The organism is Solimonas variicoloris DSM 15731 (assembly GCF_000382285.1).
Classification (GTDB): domain Bacteria; phylum Pseudomonadota; class Gammaproteobacteria; order Nevskiales; family Nevskiaceae; genus Solimonas; species Solimonas variicoloris.
This window is the reverse complement of record NZ_KB907925.1, coordinates 477651-495985: the sequence shown is the minus strand read 5'-3', so window position 1 is coordinate 495985 and position 18335 is coordinate 477651. Positions and strand designations below refer to the sequence as shown.

The following is an 18335-nucleotide window of genomic DNA, read 5'->3' as shown; positions in this document are numbered from 1 at the left end:
GCGAATGGCGGATCGTGCTGGCCTCGCTGCCGGACGCCGCAAGCGCGCAGCGCGCGACGCGGCAGTGGCGCGCGCGGCTACGCCGCCGACACGGTGCTGATGCGCACCAACGGCAAGCCGGTCTATCGCGTGCTCGCCGGCCACCATGCGACGCGCGACGCGGCGCAGCGCTCGCTGGCCAAGGTCCGTCGCGATCCGCCGGCGCGGCAGGCCTGGATCGTGCGCGTGCCCGCCGCCGGCTGAGCCCGGCCTACCAGGCGCGCTGGTACTGGAGCGGCGCCTCGATCTTCTGGCGCAGCTCGGCGGCGGCGCGGCGCGGCCAGTACGGATCGCGCAGCAGTTCGCGCGCGAGCAACACGACGTCGGCCTGGCCGGTGCGCACGATGTGGTCGGCCTGCGCCGGCGCCGTGATCAGGCCGACCGCGCCAGTGGCGACGCCGCAGCGGCGGCGGATCTCGGCGGCGAACGGCGTCTGGAAACCCGGGCCGACCGGAATCTCCGCCTTCGGCAGCATGCCGCCGCTCGACACGTCGATCAGATCGACGCCGTCGCCGCGGATCGCCTCGACCAGCGCGCAGGACTGCTCCAGATCCCAGCCGCCGTCGGCGGCCCAGTCGGTCGCCGAGATGCGCAGCCACAGCGGCAGACGATCCGGCCACACGCCACGCACGGCGGCGATCACGCGACGCAGCAGGCGGATGCGGTTGTCAAAGCTGCCGCCGTAGTCGTCGTCGCGGCGGTTCGACAGCGGCGACAGGAACTCATGCAGCAGATAGCCGTGCGCGCCGTGGATCTCGGCGAGCTCGAAACCGGCGTCGAGCGCCCGTCGCGCCGCCGCCACGAACGCCTCGACCAGTGCGTCGATGTCGGCGAGCGACATCGCCTGCGGCTCGATGCTGCCAGCGTCGAACGCGAGCGCCGACGGCGCGACCACCGGCCGCCAGCCGCCGTCGGCGGGCGCGACCGGCTTGCCGCCGTTCCACGGCGCCGCGACGCTGGCCTTGCGCCCGGCATGCGCGAGCTGCACGCCGGCGACGGCGCCGGCTTCACGGATGAAATGCGTGATCGGCGCCCAGGCCTGCGCCTGCACCTCGTTCCACAACCCGGTGTCGGCCGGCGAGATGCGGCCACGCGCTTCGACCGCCGTCGCTTCGCTGATCACCAGCGCCGCGCCGCCGACCGCGCGCGAACCCAGGTGCACGAAATGCCACTGGTTCGGCACGCCTTCGTCGGCCGAGTACTGGCACATCGGCGCCACGGCGATGCGGTTGCGCAGGGTGAGGGACCGCTGCGACAGCGGCGAGAACAGGTTCATGGGGGCTCCGGACTAGGGGGAATGAACGCGGCGATGCCGCGCGCGGCACCGTTCGGCATCCTAGCGTCGCGGTGGCGCCGGCACCACCGGAGACGCGATCCGCGGCGCCGCCGGCGGGACGAAATTTGCGTCCGGACCCGCAAGCTTTCTATGGTCCGTCCTTCACGCAAGGAAATCCGCCGCCCATGCCCCTGCCCCGCCTCAGCCTCGCCTGGCAAATCCTCATCGCGCTCGCGCTCGGCGTCGTCGCCGGCAGCGTGCTGCACGAAATGGGCGGGCCGCGCGACTGGCTGATCGTCAACATCCTGCAGCCGGCCGGCCAGATCTTCATCCGGCTGATCAAGATGATCGTCGTGCCGATCGTCATCTCCTCGCTGATCGTCGGCATCGCCGGCGTCGGCGACGCCAAGAAGCTCGGCCGCATCGGCCTGAAGACCATCGTCTACTTCGAGATCATCACCACCGTCGCGATCCTCGTCGGCATGCTGTTCGCCGACCTGCTGCAGCCCGGCGCCGGGATCGACATGCAGCAGCTGACGGCCGCCGACATCTCGCAGTACCAGAAGACGACCGAAGCCGTTCAGCACGCGCCGCACAGCCTGGTGACGACGATCCTCGGCCTGATCCCGGCCAACGTCTTCGAGGCGATCACCAAGGGCGAGATCCTGCCGATCATCTTCTTCTCGGTGATGTTCGGCCTCGGCCTCTCGGCGCTGCCGGCCGAGCACCGCGAGCCGCTGGTGCAGACCTTCCGCAGCATCGCCGAGACCATGTTCAAGGTCACCCACATGGTGATGCGCTACGCGCCGATCGGCGTGTTCGCGCTGATCGCGGTGACGGTGGCGACCTTCGGCTTCGCCTCGCTGCTGCCGCTGGCCAAGCTCGTCGTGCTGGTCTACGCCGCGGTACTGTTCTTCGCGCTGGTCGTGCTCGGCGCGGTCGCGCGCCTGTTCGGCTTTCGCATCACGCGCCTGATCCGCCTGATCAAGGACGAACTGATCCTGGCGTACTCGACGGCGAGTTCGGAAACCGTGCTGCCGCGGATCATGGAGAAGATGCAGGCCTACGGCGCGCCACAGCCGATCGCCAGCTTCGTGATCCCGACCGGCTATTCGTTCAACCTCGACGGCTCGACGCTCTACCAGAGCATCGCCGCGATCTTCCTCGCCCAGCTGTACGGCATCGACCTGACGCTGACCCAGCAGATCGTGCTGATCCTGACGCTGATGGTGACGTCGAAGGGCATCGCCGGCGTGCCCGGCGTGTCGTTCGTCGTGCTGCTGGCGACGCTCGGCAGTGTCGGCATCCCGCTCGAAGGCCTCGCCTTCATCGCCGGCGTCGACCGCATCCTCGACATGGCGCGCACGGCGCTGAACGTGGTCGGCAACTCGCTCGCGGCGCTGGTCATCGCCAAATGGGAAGGCCAGTACGACGCCGAACGCGGCGCGCGCTACGAGGCGGCGCAGCTCGGCTGAACCGGCCGGCGCGGCTCAGCCGCCGCGCAGCAGACTGGCGGCGATCGCCCACATCGTCAGGGCGATGACGGCGTCGAGCGCGCGCCAGGTCAGCGGCCGGCGGAACAGCGGCGCCAGCCAAGCCGCGCCGTAGGCGAGCCCGTAGAACCACAGCGCCGAAACCGACGCGGCGCCGGCCGCGAATGCCGCGCGCGGCGTCTCCGCGTAGCGCCCGGCGAGTCCGCCGACCAGCAGCACGGTGTCGAGATAGACGTGCGGATTCAGCCAGGTCAGCGCCAGGACGCTGGCGACGGCCTTGCGCCGGCTCAGCGGCGCCGCCGCGGCCGCGGCGTCCAGCGCCTGCGCGCGTAAAGCGGCCCAGGCGCTGCGCGCGCCGTATGCGATCAGGAAAGCGGCGCCAATCCAGCGCACGGCGGCGACCAGCGCCGGATGCGCCTGCACCAGCGTGCCGAACCCGGCGCAGCCGAGCGCGATCAGCAAGGCGTCGGAGACGAAGCAGATCGTGGCGACGACGAAGACGTGTTCGCGCCGCAGGCCCTGGCGCAGGACGAAGGCGTTCTGGGCGCCGATCGCGACGATCAGGCCGGCGCTGAGCGCGAAGCCTTGCAGATATGCCGGCAGCAGGCCGTCCACGTTCTTGTTCCCCTGGCGGGCTCTCAACAAAAAAGGGGCGCATCGTCGATGCGCCCCCCGATGGCAAGGCCGAGCGCGGCTCAGTCCGCGCGTTCGGCGCGCTTGCGCTCGTGCTCCTTCAGGAACTTCTTGCGCACGCGAATCGACGTCGGCGTCAGTTCGACGAGTTCGTCGTCGTTGATGAACTCCAGCGCCTGTTCGAGCGAGAACTTCACCGGCGGCGTCAGGATGACGTTCTCGTCCGAGCCCGAGGCACGCATGTTGGTCAGCTTCTTCTCGCGCAGCACGTTGACGACGAGGTCGTTGTCGCGCGCGTGGATGCCGACGATCTGGCCTTCGTAGACCTCGTCGCCCGGCGACGAGATCATCTTGCCGCGCTCCTGCAGGTTGAACAGCGCGTACGCCGGCACCTTGCCCTGGTCGTTCGAGATCATCACGCCGTTGTGGCGCTGGCCGATGTCGGTCGACTCCGTCTTCGGACCGAAGTGGTCGAAGTTGTGGAACAGCAGGCCGGTGCCCGAGGTCATCGTCATGAACTGCGTCTGGAAGCCGATCAGGCCACGCGACGGCACGATGTATTCGAGACGGACGCGACCCTTGCCGTCCGGCACCATGTTCTGCATCTTGCCGCCGCGCTCGGCGAGGCCCTGGATGACGCCGCCCTGATTGGCTTCCTCGACGTCGGCGACCAGCGTTTCGTACGGCTCGCAGACCTCGCCGTCGATTTCCTTGAGGATGACCTGCGGACGGGCGACGGAGACTTCATAGCCCTCGCGGCGCATGTTTTCGAGCAGGATGCCGAGATGCAGCAGGCCGCGGCCGGAGACGCGGAACTGGTCCGGCGATTCACCCGGCTCGACGCGCAGCGCGACGTTGGTGCGCAGCTCGCGCGTCAGGCGGTCGCCGATCTGGCGCGAGGTGACGAACTTGCCTTCCTTGCCCGCGAACGGCGACTTGTTGACCTCGAAGATCATGCTCATCGTCGGTTCGTCGACCTGCAGCGTCGGCAGCTGCTCCGGCACCTTGGCGTCGCAGACCGTTTCCGAAATGCCGAGCTCTTCGATGCCGGTGATGGCGATGATGTCGCCGGCCTGCGCTTCCGGCACCTCGACCTTGTCGAGGCCCATGAAACCGAGCACCTGCAGCACGCGGCCGTTGCGCACGCTGCCGTCGCGGCCGACCACCGAGACCGGCGTGTTGGTCTTGATCTTGCCGCGCTTGACGCGGCCGGTGCCGATGATGCCGACGTAGGTCGAGTGCGCCAGCGAGGTGATCTGCATCTGGAACGGGCCGTCGACGTCGACTTCCGGCGCCGGCACCTTGTCGACGATGGTCTCGAACAGCGGCGTCATGTCGCCTTCGCGAATGTCGGCCGAGTGGCCGGCATAACCGTTGAGGCCCGAGGCGTAGATGAACGGGAAGTCGAGCTGTTCGTCGGTCGCGCCGAGGCGGTCGAACAGTTCGAAGACCTGGTCGACGACCCAGTCCGGACGCGCGCCTGGACGGTCGATCTTGTTGAGGACGACGATCGGCTTGAGGCCCATGTTGAAGGCCTTCTGGGTGACGAAGCGGGTCTGCGGCATCGGGCCGTCGACCGAGTCGACCAGCAACAGCACCGAGTCGACCATCGACAGCACGCGCTCGACCTCGCCGCCGAAGTCGGCGTGTCCCGGGGTGTCGACGATGTTGATGCGGTACTCGGTGCCGTTGCGCTTGTCGGTCCAGCGGATCGCCGTGTTCTTGGCGAGGATGGTGATGCCGCGCTCACGCTCCAGATCGTTGGAGTCCATGATGCGTTCGCCGAGCTGCTCGCGGGCGTCGAGGGTCTGCGACTGGCGCAGCAGCTTGTCGACCAGCGTGGTCTTGCCGTGGTCGACGTGGGCGATGATGGCGATATTGCGAAGGTTCTGAATCACGGGTGCACCGAAACCGGAAAGTTTTCCGAAAGATGGGGGCTTTTTGCCGAATTCCCGGCCCGGCCGCGCCGGCGGCCGGAACGGACCGGAACGAACGGCGTCCGGCAAAAGGGGCTGAATTGTACGCGCCGGCCCATTGCAGCGATAGGGCAACAATTGCTCACGGTGCTAGAATCGGGCGCTTCGCCCGACCGCAAGACCTGAATGAGCGTGCTGCAAGGCCTACGGCGCCTGATCCTCGGCAGGAAGCTGGACCCCTTCGATCCGAAGACCCGCCAGCACATCGTGCTGGTCGCATTTCTGGCCTGGATCGGGCTGGGCGCGGATGGCCTGTCGTCATCGTGCTACGGCCCGGAAGAAGCGTTCCTGGCGCTCGGCGAGCACCGCCACATCGCCCTCTACCTGGCCGGCGCCACGGCGCTGACGGTGTTCATCATCTCGCTGGCCTACAACCAGGTCATCGAGCTGTTCCCGTCCGGCGGCGGCGGCTACAAGGCGGCGACGCAGCTGATCGGCAAGCACGCCGGCCTGGTGTCCGGCTCGGCGCTGATCGTCGACTACGTGCTGACCATCGCCATCTCGGTCGCCAGCGGCGCCGACGCGCTGTTCAGCCTGCTGTCGCCGCAGGCGCAGGGCTACAAGCTCGGCGCCGAGATCGGCCTGATCGTCATGCTGATCGTGCTCAACCTGCGCGGCATGAAGGAATCGATCGCCGTGCTCGCGCCGATCTTCCTCGGCTTCTTCATCACGCACGTCTTCCTGATCGTCTACGGCATCAACTTCCACGCCGAGGCGCTCGACGACATGGTCGCGGCGACCTGGTCGGAAACCGCGAAACTGACCCAGGAGTCGGGCTGGATGTTCGCGGTGGCCCTGTTCCTGCGCGCGTACTCAGTCGGCGCCGGCACCTACACCGGCATCGAGGCCGTCTCCAACAACATCAACATGCTGGCCGAGCCGCGCGTGCGCACCGGCCACTGGACGATGTTCTACATGGCGCTGTCGCTGGCCTTCACCGCCGGCGGCATCATCCTGCTCTACCTGCTGTGGAACGCCGAGCCGGTCGCCGGCCAGACGCTCAACGCAGTGACCTTCCGCGCCATCCTCGAAAGCCTGCCGTGGGACGCCGAAACCGCGCGCGTGGTGCTGATCATCGTGCTCGCGCTCGAAGCCGGCCTGCTGCTGGTCGCCGCCAACACCGGCTTCCTCGGCGGTCCGGCGGTGCTCGCCAGCATGGCCGCCGACCACTGGGTGCCGCGCCAGTTCCGCCAGCTGTCGAGCCGCATGGTCACGCAGAACGGCGTGCTGGTGATGGGCGTCGCCGCGCTGGCGATCCTGCTGCTGACGCGCGGCAAGGTCGGCCTGCTCGTGGTGCTCTACAGCATCAATGTGTTCCTGACCTTCTCGCTGTCGCTGTTCGGCCTCTGCCGGCACTGGTGGGAGCAGCGCCTGTACCGGCTCGACTGGAAAGCCAAGTTCGCGATGGCCGCGCTCGGCTTCGTGGTCTGCGTGGCGATCCTGCTGGTGATCCTCGCCGAGAAGCTGATGCTCGGCGGCTGGGTCACGGTGCTGATCACCAGCGGCGTGGTCGGCTTCTGCCTGCTGATCCACCGCCACTACGAACACATCCGCCGGCTGATGCTGCGCGTCGACCAGGTCTACGCCATCAAGCCAGACTGGGACGAGGACACCCGCCCGCTGCCCACCGATGCGGCCGGCGAGACCGCCGTGATCCTGGTCGGCAACAGTCGCGGTGCCGGCATGCACGCGCTGCGCTGGGTGCTCGACACCTTCCCCGGCCGCTTCCGCAACTTCGTATTCGTGTCGGTCGGCGAAGTCGACAAGGACGCCTTCAACAGCGAACGCACGCTCAAGAGCCTGCGCGCGCGCATCGAAAACTCGCTGAACTACTTCACCAGCTACTGCGCCAGCCGCGGGCTGGCGACCAGAACCTACCAGGCCTACGGCGGCGATCCGCTCGGCGAGCTGCTCGGCATCCTGCCGCGCGTGTTCGCCGACTTCCCGAACGCGACCGTGTTCGCCAGCAAGCTGGTGTTCGGCGACGAGACCCTGCTGACGCGCTGGCTGCACAACCAGATGCCGCTGGCCGTCCAGCAGCGCCTCGAAGCCGACGGCCACCGCATGCACATCGTGCCGCTGGCGGTGCCGGACCCGGTGGCGCCACCGCCGCGCGTCAGCATCCGCTAGGAATCGTTCCCGCAGCCGGGTGCGGCGGCGGGATTTCCCCCGCCCCGGCCCGCGCTTGATCCCCTGTTTGCGGCCGTTCGGCGCGTCGGCGGCGCAGCGGCGGCGGCAGGCGCTAGTCTGCGGGCCATGACGAATTTTCCTCTCGAACGCTACCGGCGGCTGCATCCCCTGCTGCCGTTCGACTTGCTCGCCGATCAGCTCTACGGCGTGCTGGTGTTCGCCGGCGGCATGCCGCTGCTGGTCCTGATCGGCTTCCTGCTGCTGGCGCCGGACGACTGGCAGCCGCAGACGCTGATCGCCTGGGCAGCCGGTGCGACATTGCTGTCGCTGGCGCTGGCGATCTGGCTCACCCACGCGCTGCTGGCGCCGGTTTCGCTGGCGCGCTACGCCCTGCACGCGTACCGCCGCGAGCAGCGCCTGCTGCCGCTGCCGCCCGACCTGCACGGCGAAGCCGGCGGTCTGCTCAACGACCTGCGCGCGACCATCGAGACCTGCGAGCGCCAGCGCCAGATCTTCGCCGAGCAGGCCGACTGGGCGTTCCGCGGCAAGCACTCGCCGCTGCTCGGCGCCGGCGGCGCGCCGCGCTGCGCGGCGAACGACGCGCTCCGCCAGCACTGACGGCGCGCCACGGGAACGGGCACACGCCCGTCCGCGGCGCCGCCGCGGGCCCTCGCTTATGCTTGGCGGCCACCCCCGCGAGAGCCGACATGAGCGACGCCGTCATCGACATCCTGCAAGGCCGGAGCCGCGACCTCGGCGACGGCGAGATCGTGCGCCGCGTCCTGCCGATCGCCCATCGCCTGATGGTCGGCCCGTTCATCTTCTTCGATCACATGGGGCCGTGGAACCTGGCGCCCGGCCGCGGCGTCGACGTGCGCCCGCACCCGCACATCGGCCTGTCGACCGTCACCTATCTGTTCGAAGGCCGCATCGACCATCGCGATTCGCTCGGCTCGGTGCAGACCATCGTGCCCGGCGACGTCAACTGGATGACCGCCGGCCGCGGCATCGCGCACTCCGAGCGCAGTCCCGCCGACGAACGCGCGGCCGGCCCGCACGTGCACGGCATCCAGTCCTGGGTCGCGCTGCCGGAAGCCGACGAGGAATGCGAACCGGCCTTCATCCACTACCCCGGCGCGACGCTGCCGCGCAGCGCCGGCGACGGCGTGCGCCTGTGCGTGATCGCCGGCGAGGCCTACGGCCTGCGCTCGCCGGTCGCCACCCATTCGCCGACCTTTTACGTCGAGGCGCACCTCGCGGCCGGCGCGCACCTGGCTCTGCCCACGCAGTACAGCGAGCGCGCGCTCTACGTCGTCGACGGCAGCGTCAGCGCCGCCGGACGGCACTTCACGGAAGGCATGCTGCCGGTATTCGCGGCCGGCGCCGAGGTCGAGATCGTCGCCGACCGTGACACGCACCTGATGCTGCTCGGCGGCGAACCGCTCGGCGCGCGCACGGTGTGGTGGAACTTCGTGTCGAGCCGGCCCGAGCGCATCGAGCAGGCCAAGGCCGACTGGCTGGCGCAGCGCTTCGCGGCGGTGCCCGGCGAGACCGAGTTCATTCCGCTGCCGGCGCGCTGAAGGCCGCGCGCGCAGCGTCCGGCTTCGCCAGCGCGACGCCGCGCCGAACGCGCCTTCAGTCGACCAGGCGCAGCTGCGCCGCCGCGCGGCGCGCCTTGTCGCGCGCCATGTCGATCGATTCGGCGAGCGCCAGCGTCACCGCCATGCGCCGCTTGCCGACGATCTCCGGCTTGCCGAACAGGCGCAGCTGGGTGTCGGGCTCGGCCAGCGCCTCGGCGGCGCCGGCGTAGCGCGGCGCGCGGCGATCGCCCTCGAACAGCACTGCGCACGACGCGGCCGCGCCGCGCGTGCGGATGTTGGGAATCGGCAGGCCGAGAATCGCGCGCGCGTGCAGCGCGAATTCGGACAGGTCCTGAGAGATCAGCGTGACCAGGCCGGTGTCGTGCGGGCGCGGCGAGACTTCGGAGAAGATCGCCTCGCCGCCGCGGACGAACAGCTCGACGCCGAACAGGCCGCGGCCGTTCGGCGCGCACAGCGCCTCGACGACCTTGGCGGCGATCTCCTGCGACTGCCGCAGCACCGCCTCGCTCATCGGCTGCGGCTGCCAGGACTCGCGGTAGTCGCCGTCGATCTGCAGATGGCCGATCGGCGGACAGAAGCTGATGCCGCCGGCGTGCTTCACCGTCAGCAGCGTGATCTCGTAATCGAAGGGCACGAAGCCCTCGACGATGACGCGGCCCTGGCCGGCGCGGCCGCCGGCCTGCGCGTAATCCCAGGCGTGCTGCACGTCGGCCGCCGAGCGGACGACCGACTGGCCCTTGCCCGATGAGGACATCACCGGCTTGACCACGCAGGGCAGGCCGAGCGCGTCGACCGCGGCACGGTATTCCTCGATGCTGCCGGCAAAGCGGTACGGCGAGGTCGGCAGGCCCAGCTCTTCGGCGGCGAGGCGGCGGATGCCCTCGCGATCCATGGTCAGGCGCGCGGCACGCGCGGTCGGGATCACCGTGTAGCCTTCCTGCTCCAGCGCGAGCAGCGTCGGCGTGTGGATCGCCTCGATCTCGGGGACGATCAGGTCCGGCCGCTCCAGCTCGATGACGCGCCGCACCTCGGCGCCGTCGAGCATGTTGATGACGTGGCTGCGGTGCGCGACCTGCATCGCCGGCGCGTTGGCGTAGCGATCGACGGCGATGGTCTCGACGCCGTAGCGCTGCAGCTCGATGACGACTTCCTTGCCGAGCTCGCCCGAGCCCAGCATCAGCACCTTGGTCGCATTGCCGCTCAGGGGCGTCCCGAAAACCGTCATGCCAATCTCCGCCGAAACCACGATGATGAAAACGCGATGCCTCGCCGCGGCCGGCGCCGGCATACACTGGAGGCCCGCCAACGCGCGGGAGCGTTGCGTGTACAGCCCCGCATTGTATTCGGAGTAGCGCTGAAGCCATGGCCCGCCGCACCAAAATCGTCGCCACCCTCGGTCCCGCCACCGATGCCCCGGACGTCCTGCGCAAGGTGCTCGCCGCCGGCGTCGACGTGGTGCGCCTGAACTTCTCGCACGGCTCGGCCGACGACCATCGGCGCCGCGCCGCGCAGGTTCGCGCCGCCGCGCAGGAACTCGGCCGCGACGTCGGCATCCTCGCCGACCTGCAGGGCCCGAAGATCCGCATCGAATCGTTCGCCGCCGGGCCGGTCGAGTTGCACGAGGGCCAACGCTTCACGCTCGACACCGCGCTCGGCGCGCAGGCCGGCGACGCCAGCGTGGTCGGCTGCGCCTACCAGGAGCTGCCGCGCGACGTCGCCGCCGGCGACGTGCTGCTGCTCAACGACGGCGCCATCACCATGCGCGTCGACGAAGTCGCCGGCATGCGCGTGATCTGCACGGTGCTGGTCGGCGGTCCGCTGTCGAACCGCAAGGGCATCAACAAGCTGGGCGGCGGCCTGTCGGCGGCGGCGCTGACCGAGAAGGACAAGGACGATCTGCGCACCGCGGTGGCGCTCGACGCCGACTTCATCGCCGTCTCGTTCCCGCGCTCGGCGGCCGACATGGCCGAGGCGCGCGCGCTGATGCAGGCCTGCGGCGGCAGCGCCTGGCTGGTCGCCAAGATCGAGCGCGCCGAAGCGCTGCCGGTGCTGCGCGAGCTGGTCGCCGCTAGCGACGCGGTGATGGTCGCGCGCGGCGACCTCGGCGTGGAGATCGGCGACGCCGAGCTGCCGGGCTGGCAGAAGCGCATCATCGCCGAGGCGCTCGAACAGAACCGAATGGTGATCACGGCGACGCAGATGATGGAATCGATGATCACCAGCCCGATCCCGACGCGCGCCGAAGTGCTCGACGTCGCCAACGCCGTGATGGACGGCACCGACGCGGTGATGCTGTCGGCCGAGACCGCGACCGGCCGCTATCCGGTCAAGGTGGTCGAAGCGATGGCGCGCGTCTGCATCGGCGCCGAGGCGACGCTGCCGGTGACGATCCGCCGCAGCCTGCGCTTCGACACGCATTTCGAGCGCACCGACGAGGCGATCGCGATGGCGACGAGCTGGACGGCGCGGCACATGCACGCGCGCGCGGTCATCGCCATGACCGAATCCGGCGCCACCGCGCTGATGATGTCGCGCAGCGAAGGCCAGATCCCGATTTACGCGCTGACGCCGCACGAGCGCACGCGCCGGCGCATGGCGCTGTGCCGCGGCGTCTATCCGTACGCCTTCCAGCCGAGCGACGAAGCGGCGCCGGGCCTGGCCAAGACCTTCGAGGCGATCGACCTGCTCAAGGCGCGCGGCATGGTCGCCGATGGCGACCGGGTGCTCATCACCAAGGGCGACGGCGTCGGCCCGGGCGGCACCAACACGATGAAAATCATGACGGTCGGCCAGACCTGAGAAAGCCCGCACCGGCCCGCCGGCGCGTGCCAAGATAGGCGCAGAGAACGGAGGCGCGACATGTCCGATACCCCGGCCTTCACCATCATCGGCCACCGCGGCGCGCGCGGCCACGCGCCGGAGAACACCCTGCTCGCGCTCGATACCGGCATCCGCCTCGGCGCGCACTGGCTGGAGTTCGACGTGCAGCTGGTCGACGGCGAATGCTGGCTGATGCACGACCTCACCATCGACCGCACCACCAACGGCCACGGCCGCCTCGACGCGCTGCGCGCCGCGCAGATCCGCGCGCTCGACGCCGGCGGCGGCCAGGCGGTGCCGACGCTCAACGAAGCGCTCGACCTCGTCGCCAATCGCGCCGGCGTCAACATCGAGCTGAAGACCTGGAACGGCTGCGCGGCAGCCGTCGCCCGCATCCTGCGCGACTATCTCGCCGACGGCTGGCCGGCCGAGCGCCTGCTGGTGTCCTCGTTCCATCACCCCGAGCTGTGGGAGTTCCACGAGCTGCTGCCCGAAGTGCCGATCGGCGCGCTGGTCTGCGGCGTGCCGCTGGACTGGGCCGGGCCGGCCGCCGAACTCGGCGCCGCGGTGCTGTCGGTGTCCAGCGAGTTCGTCGACGACAAGCTGATCCGCGATGCCCACGCGCGCGGCCTCCGGCTCTACGTGTACACCGTCAACGACCCCGAGGAGATGCTGCGCCTGCGCCGCATGGGCGTCGACGGCCTGTTCACCGACTACCCCGACCGCGCCTGAACGGTCGCGCCGGCAATGCCGCGGCGCGGGCGCCGGCGGCCGAAGTTCTTTATGCTTGCCTTTGCTGCACCCATTCTCCGGTAGCGGAACGGACGGGTTGCCGGAGTCGCGTTCAACGAAGAACAAGGGGAACACGCATGACTCGCAAACGCTTGCATAGCCGGCTGCGGCTGCTGCCGCTGGCGCTCGCCGCCGCCGCCGCGCCGCTCGCCGCCGAAGCCGGCGACGGCTGGTATCTCGGACTCGAAGGCGGCGCCAACTGGGTCCGCGAACAGAACCTGCGGATCTATGACTACGATCCGCTGATCGGCTCGCTGCCCGACGGCACCAAGGTCGCGGACGCCGAGTTCGACACCGGCTGGCTCGGCGGCCTGAGCCTCGGCTACGCCTACGCCAACGGCTGGCGGCCGGAACTCGAACTCGCCTACCGCGAGAACGATCTCGACCGCATGCATCTGCCGCCGCTCGGCCCCTTCGGCGGCTCCGGCAGCACCACCACCGACGTCGACGGCGGCGAGAACGTCGCCACGGCGATGTTCAACGTCTGGTACGACCTGTTCCGCGCCCGCCGCCTCCATCCGTACCTCGGCGCCGGCATCGGCGCCGCGCGCTTCGCGATCGACGACGTCAGCTTCAACGGCAACCAGCTGGAGAGCCGCTTCGACACGGTGCTGGCCTGGCAGTTCGGCGCCGGCTTCGCCTACGACCTCAGCCCGCGCTGGACGGTGTCGCTCGACTACCGCTATCTGAAGTCCGACACCGGCAAGTTCAGCCTCGTCAAGGACGAGCCGGGCGCGCATGTCGAGACCAACTACGAAGCGCAGTCGGCGATGCTGACGCTGCGCTACTTCTTCAGCACGCCGCCGGCCCCGGTGCCGGTCGCCGAGCCGGAGACGCCGGTCGAAGTGGTCGAGCCGGTCGAGCCGCCGCCACCGCCGCCACCCCCGCCGCCGCCGGAATGCCATCAGCCGCAGCCCGGCGAACCGCTGAACCTCGACGGCTGCACGGTCGGCGACACGCTGGTGCTGCACGGCGTCAACTTCGACTTCGACAAGGCGACGCTGACGCTCAATGCCAAGGCCCTGCTCGATCAGGTCGCCACCGAGCTGACGCGGCACGCCGACATCAAGATCGAGGTCGACGGCCACACCGACTCGAAGGGCGCGGACGCCTACAACCAGAAGCTCTCGCAGCGTCGTGCCGATGCGGTGAAAGCCTATCTGGCCAGCAAGGGCATCGCTGCCGAGCGCATGACGACGGTGGGCTTCGGCGAATCCAAGCCGATCGCCGACAACGCCACCGACGAGGGCCGCGAGCACAACCGCCGCGTCGAGCTGAAAATCACCGAGGGCGGCGGCGCGGCCCCGCCACCGGCGGACGTCGGCACCGAGCCGAGCGCGCCGGCGTCGGACGCGGCACCGGAGGCAGCGCCGGACGCGGCGCCGATGTCCTGACCGCCGTCGCCGCAACAAAAAACCCCGCCGTCTCGGCGGGGTTTTTTGTTGGCGCGTCCGGAAACGCGCGGGGCGCGACTCAGGCGCCGATCAGCTGACGGACCGCCGGCTCCATCGCGCGCAGACCGGCGGCGCGGCCGATCGCCAGCGCCTCGTCGACGCTCTTCTTCTCGAGCCAGTAGGCCTTCAGCGCGAACAGCGCGCCGACGCGGTTGCTGCTCGCGCAGTGCACCAGCGCGACGCCGTGCGCGTGTTCGAGCGCCTCGGCGAGCTTGCGCGCGTTGGCCTCGTTGAGATCGCCGGCACCGGCGACCGGAATGTTGACGTACTGCAGGCCGAGCTCACGGACCAGCGCCGCTTCGTCGTACGCGGCCGGCTCGCCGGGCGGGCAGAGATTGACGATGGTGCCGACGCCGCGCTGCTTGGCCAGCGCGAACTGGTCGGCGCTCGGGCGACCGGCGGTGGCGACTTGCGGGAAGGGCTGGCCGGCGTTCGGCAGTTCGGGCAATAGCATGAAGGGCTCCTCGGCGATTCGGGACGCCGAGCTTACGCCACGCGCGGCCCCGACGCGTCCAGCCAGTCCAGCGTCTGCTGCCATGCGGCGCGCGCCGGCTTGCGGAAGTAGCCGAAGTGGCCGACGGCCGCGCCCGGCGCCGCCCGCAGCGCGCGCTGCTCGATCCGGGCCTGGGGAAGCGCACCAGCAGCGCCGCCTCGGCGGCGGCACTGACGTAGTCGTCGTCATCGGCACGCCAGGCCAGCAGCGGCTGGCGCAGCACCCCGTAGCCGGAGAGATCGAGCCGCGAAGCCGGATCGAACAGGTAGTGCGGGCGGCGCGCCCATTGCGCCCACTGGCGCAGCACGCCGACCGGCAGCGGCGTGCCGGCGACGCCGAAGCTGCCCGGCGGCCAGCGGCGACGGCGCGCGAGGCTGCGCAGCGCAATGAGCGTCCACAGCCGCGAGAACTTCAGCGCCGTGGCCGGCGGATAGTGGCGGCGGTGCGGCGCCGAGCCGGCCACCAGCACCAGCGCCTCGAGCCCGGCGCTGGCCGGCGCCAGCCCGACGAGCTGGGCGCCGGCGCTGTGGCCGACCAGCACGCGCCGCGCGTGGCGAGCCTCGGCCCAGCGCAGGGCGGCTTCGAGATCGAGCCGGCCCCAGTCCGCCATCACCGCCCCGCGACCGTGCGCCTGATCCGGCTCGGTGCCGCGCCAGACGATGCAGCCGACCTCGGCCTGCTGCGCCATGAAGGCGGCATACGCGCGGTAGAAGGCCGGCGGCACGCCGAGCGCCGGGGCGATGACGATGAGGCGACGGGCCGGGCCGGCGGCCGACGCCCAGTGTTCGAGACGCAGCGGATAGCCGTCGGCGGCCGCGATGCTCAGCGTCTGCGGAACGGGCACGGCGTCGGACATCGGCTCGGCCTGCCAGGGCGCAAAGGCGTACGCGCGGTGGGCCCGCCTCAGCCGTAGACCGGCGTGCGCCGCGACGCACCGCGCAGCGCGCCGACCAGCAGATACAGCAGCGGACCGAACGAGCCGAACGCCAGTGTCGCCAGCAGGTACGGCCAGACGATGCGGCCGCTGCGGCGCGCATCGGCGAGCATCCAGATCATCGCCAGCGCGCAGACGATGACCAGATCGGCGAGCACCTGCCAGCCGGCGCTGTTCTGCAGCTGCTGCGCGAACAGCCCCCAGTAGCCATGCTGCACCAGCGCATAGCCGGACAGCAGCGCGAAATCGGCGAGAACGAGGCCCAGCAGCACGAGCGTGACGGTGCGGTTCATGGCGCAACTCCTGCGTGGCAAGCGACCGGAAGCGGTCGGCCGCCACGGTGCGCGCCGCGCTGCCGGCGTTCAATTACCGGCCGGGTAATCGACGTGCCGCCGGCCCGTGCCATCATCCGGCCATGAGCTTCCAGCCCGCGACGCACGGCACCGATCTGCCGGACTTCGGCACGCTGCTGCGCGAGAACCGCCGCGCGCGGCGCCTCTCGCAGCTCGGGCTCGCGCTGCAGGCCGAGGTCTCGCAGCGGCATCTGAGCTTCCTCGAATCGGGACGCGCGCAGCCGAGCCGCGACATGGTGCTGCAGCTCGCCGAGACACTCGACCTGCCGCTGCGCGAGCGCAACCGCCTGCTGCTCGCCGCCGGCTATGCCGGCATCTATCCGCAGCGCCCGCTCGAGGCGCCGGACATGCAGCCGGCGCTGCAGGCGCTCGATGCCCTGCTGCGTCATCACGAGCCCTATCCGGCGGCGGTCGTCGACCGCGCCTGGAACGTGCTGCGCACCAACGCCGTAACGCCGCGCCTGCTCGACGCGCTCGGCGTCGACGCGACGATGTGGCACACGGTCTGCGGCGACGGACCGCGCAATCTGCTGAAGCTGACGCTGCACGAGCACGGCCTGCGGCCGTACATCGCCAACCTCGACGAGGTGGCGCCGCCGCTGCTGGCGCGCACCGCGCGCGAGGCGCTCGAACATCCGGCGCTCGCCGCACTGCTCGACGAGGTGCTGCGCTATCCGGGCCTGCCGCGCCACTGGCGCCAGATCGATCTGCGCGTGGCGCCGCTGCCGGTGCTGCCGACCGAGTTCCGCGCCGGCACGCTGCGTCTGCGCCTGTTCTCGATGCTGACGACCTTCGGCACGCCGCTCGACGTCACCACCGACGAGCTGCGCGTCGAAAGCTTCTTCCCGGCCGACGCCGACAGCGAGACGCTGTTGCGCACGCTGGCCGGCGCGGCGCGCTGAACCCGCGCCGCGCCTATGGCGCGGTGCGCGCCGTGTCCTGCGCGGCGCCGCGCTCGTCCCAGCCGCCGCCTAGCGCCTTGTACAGCGTCACCAGATTCTGCAGCCGGGCGAGCTTGGTGGCGATGTACGACTGCTGCGCCGCGTACAGCGAGCGCTGCGCGTCGAGCACGGCGAGATAGTCGTCGACACCGGCGCGGAAACGCAGGTCGGCGAGCTGGTAGCTCGCCTGTGTCGCCTCGACCAGCGTCTGCTGCGCCGCCAGCTGCTCATCGAGTGTGCCGCGCGCAACCAGGCCGTCGGCGACTTCGCGGAACGCGGTCTGGATCGCTTTCTCGTAGCGGGCGACGTAGATGTTCTTCTGCGTCTTGGCGAGATCGAGGTTGGCGAGATTGGCGCCGCCGCTGAAGATCGGCAGCGTGATCGTCGGCGTGAAGCTCCACGCCCGCGTGCCGCTGTCGAACAGGCCGTCGAACTGCGTGCTCATCGTGCCGTAGCTGCCGGTCAGCGTGATGCGCGGGAAGAACGCCGCGCGCGCCGCGCCGATGTTGGCGTTCGCGGCCATCAGGCTGTGCTCGGCGGCGAGCACGTCCGGACGCCGCGTCAGCACTTCGGACGGCACGCCGGCCGGCAGCTCGGCGAGCAGCTGCTGGGTGTCGAGATCGCGCGCCGGCGGCAGCTCGGCCGGCAGCGCCGGCACGCCGAGCAGCAGCAGCAGCGCGTTTTGATCGAGCGCGACGAAGCGCCGGTACTGGGCGAGATTGGCACGCGCCGTCTCCAGCGCGGTCTGCGCCTGGCGCAGGTCGAGCGCGCTGGCGGCGCCGGCCTCGAAGCTGCGCCGCGTCAGGTCGTACGAGGACTGCCGGCTGGCGAAGGTGTCCTCGGTCATCCGCAGCAGCGCCTGGTCGGCGAGCTGGCTGAGATAGGCGTTGGCGACTTCGGCAACCAGCGCGATCTGCGTGCTGCGCCGCGTTTCCTCGGTGCCGAGGTACTGCTGCAGCGCGCTGCGGCTCAGGCTGCGCACCCGACCGAACAGGTCGAATTCGTAGGCGGTGATGCCGAGCCCGGCTCTGTAGGTATGCGTGGTGTTCGGCTGGCCGGCGGCGGTGAAGTCGTCGGCGCTGCGCTGCGCGGTCTCGTAGCCGCTGGCGTCGAGCGCCGGCAGCAGATCGGCGCGCTGGATGCGGTACTGCGCGCGCGCCGCCTCGATGTTGAGCACGGCGACGCGCAGATCGCGGTTGTTGGCGAGCGCGATCTCGATCAGCTTCTGCAGGCGCGCGTCGGCGAAGAAATCGCGCCAGCCGAGGTCGGCGGCCGCGGCCGGCGCGGCGGGATAGGCGGCGGCGACCGGTGCGTCCGGCCGCTGGTAGCGCGGCTCCAGCGTGCAGGCCGCGAGCGCGGCCGTGGCGGCGATGGCGACGAGGCTCAGGGTCGGTTTCATG

The 18335-nt window shown here is 70.4% G+C and carries 16 protein-coding genes; 9 read left to right on the top strand and 7 right to left on the bottom strand.

Features of this window, described 5'->3' with window-relative positions; all coding sequences use genetic code 11:
• Positions 1-99 precede the first annotated feature (99 nt).
• Entirely contained in the window at positions 100-243 is a 144-nt protein-coding gene (locus H149_RS23035; RefSeq protein ID WP_154654595.1) for an SPOR domain-containing protein, read from the top strand.
• A gap of 7 nt (positions 244-250) precedes the next feature.
• On the opposite strand, the gene H149_RS0102385 is transcribed toward H149_RS23035, so the two are convergent.
• The gene (locus H149_RS0102385) at positions 251-1315 is read right to left on the bottom strand and encodes an NADH:flavin oxidoreductase/NADH oxidase (RefSeq protein WP_020648131.1); all 1065 of its coding nucleotides are present in this window, start codon (positions 1313-1315) and stop codon (positions 251-253) included.
• 185 nt (positions 1316-1500) lie between these two features.
• On the opposite strand from H149_RS0102385, the gene gltP reads away from it, so the two are divergent.
• The gene (gene gltP / locus H149_RS0102380; RefSeq protein WP_020648130.1) at positions 1501-2790 is read left to right on the top strand and encodes a glutamate/aspartate:proton symporter GltP; all 1290 of its coding nucleotides are present in this window, start codon (positions 1501-1503) and stop codon (positions 2788-2790) included.
• A 15-nt stretch (positions 2791-2805) separates the two neighbouring features.
• Here the strand turns inward: gltP and H149_RS0102375 are convergent, their stop codons facing one another.
• Both H149_RS0102375 and typA read right to left on the bottom strand, forming a co-directional pair.
• Entirely contained in the window at positions 2806-3423 is a 618-nt protein-coding gene (locus tag H149_RS0102375; protein ID WP_020648129.1) for a LysE/ArgO family amino acid transporter, read from the bottom strand.
• Positions 3424-3503: 80 nt separating this feature from the next.
• Positions 3504-5339, bottom strand: coding sequence for a translational GTPase TypA (gene typA, locus H149_RS0102370; protein ID WP_020648128.1), 1836 nt, complete (start codon positions 5337-5339; stop codon positions 3504-3506).
• Between the two features lie 204 nt (positions 5340-5543).
• Here typA and H149_RS0102365 point away from each other — a divergent pair, with 204 nt between their 5' ends.
• From H149_RS0102365 to H149_RS0102355, 3 genes are all read left to right on the top strand, one after another.
• Positions 5544-7547, top strand: coding sequence for an APC family permease (locus H149_RS0102365; protein WP_020648127.1), 2004 nt, complete (start codon positions 5544-5546; stop codon positions 7545-7547).
• A 126-nt stretch (positions 7548-7673) separates the two neighbouring features.
• Entirely contained in the window at positions 7674-8165 is a 492-nt protein-coding gene (locus tag H149_RS0102360) for a hypothetical protein (RefSeq protein WP_020648126.1), read from the top strand.
• 89 nt (positions 8166-8254) lie between these two features.
• On the top strand, positions 8255-9127 hold the full coding sequence (locus tag H149_RS0102355) for a pirin family protein (RefSeq protein WP_020648125.1): 873 nt from the start codon (positions 8255-8257) through the stop codon (positions 9125-9127).
• A gap of 55 nt (positions 9128-9182) precedes the next feature.
• Here the strand turns inward: H149_RS0102355 and purT are convergent, their stop codons facing one another.
• Positions 9183-10373, bottom strand: coding sequence for a formate-dependent phosphoribosylglycinamide formyltransferase (gene purT, locus H149_RS0102350; RefSeq protein ID WP_020648124.1), 1191 nt, complete (start codon positions 10371-10373; stop codon positions 9183-9185).
• A gap of 137 nt (positions 10374-10510) precedes the next feature.
• Between purT and pyk the strand changes: the two genes are divergently transcribed.
• The 3 genes from pyk (at position 10511) to H149_RS23545 (ending at position 14154) form a co-directional block, all read left to right on the top strand.
• The gene (gene pyk / locus H149_RS0102345; protein ID WP_020648123.1) at positions 10511-11947 is read left to right on the top strand and encodes a pyruvate kinase; all 1437 of its coding nucleotides are present in this window, start codon (positions 10511-10513) and stop codon (positions 11945-11947) included.
• A 60-nt stretch (positions 11948-12007) separates the two neighbouring features.
• Positions 12008-12700: a glycerophosphodiester phosphodiesterase gene (locus tag H149_RS0102340; RefSeq protein ID WP_020648122.1), complete on the top strand. Its 693-nt coding sequence runs from the start codon at positions 12008-12010 to the stop codon at positions 12698-12700.
• A 137-nt stretch (positions 12701-12837) separates the two neighbouring features.
• Positions 12838-14154, top strand: a complete 1317-nt coding sequence (locus H149_RS23545; RefSeq protein WP_020648121.1) for an OmpA family protein — start codon at positions 12838-12840, stop codon at positions 14152-14154.
• Positions 14155-14495: 341 nt separating this feature from the next.
• Here the strand turns inward: H149_RS23545 and H149_RS23895 are convergent, their stop codons facing one another.
• Complete coding sequence (locus H149_RS23895) at positions 14496-15563, bottom strand: hypothetical protein (RefSeq protein WP_245540447.1); 1068 nt, start codon at positions 15561-15563, stop codon at positions 14496-14498.
• 47 nt (positions 15564-15610) lie between these two features.
• Positions 15611-15934, bottom strand: coding sequence for a DUF2834 domain-containing protein (locus H149_RS0102315; RefSeq protein ID WP_020648117.1), 324 nt, complete (start codon positions 15932-15934; stop codon positions 15611-15613).
• A 122-nt stretch (positions 15935-16056) separates the two neighbouring features.
• Here H149_RS0102315 and H149_RS0102310 point away from each other — a divergent pair, with 122 nt between their 5' ends.
• A complete protein-coding gene (locus H149_RS0102310) occupies positions 16057-16896 on the top strand; it encodes a helix-turn-helix domain-containing protein (protein ID WP_020648116.1) in 840 nt (279 codons plus the stop codon).
• A 13-nt stretch (positions 16897-16909) separates the two neighbouring features.
• Here the strand turns inward: H149_RS0102310 and H149_RS0102305 are convergent, their stop codons facing one another.
• The gene (locus H149_RS0102305) at positions 16910-18334 is read right to left on the bottom strand and encodes an efflux transporter outer membrane subunit (RefSeq protein ID WP_020648115.1); all 1425 of its coding nucleotides are present in this window, start codon (positions 18332-18334) and stop codon (positions 16910-16912) included.
• Position 18335 lies beyond the last annotated feature (1 nt).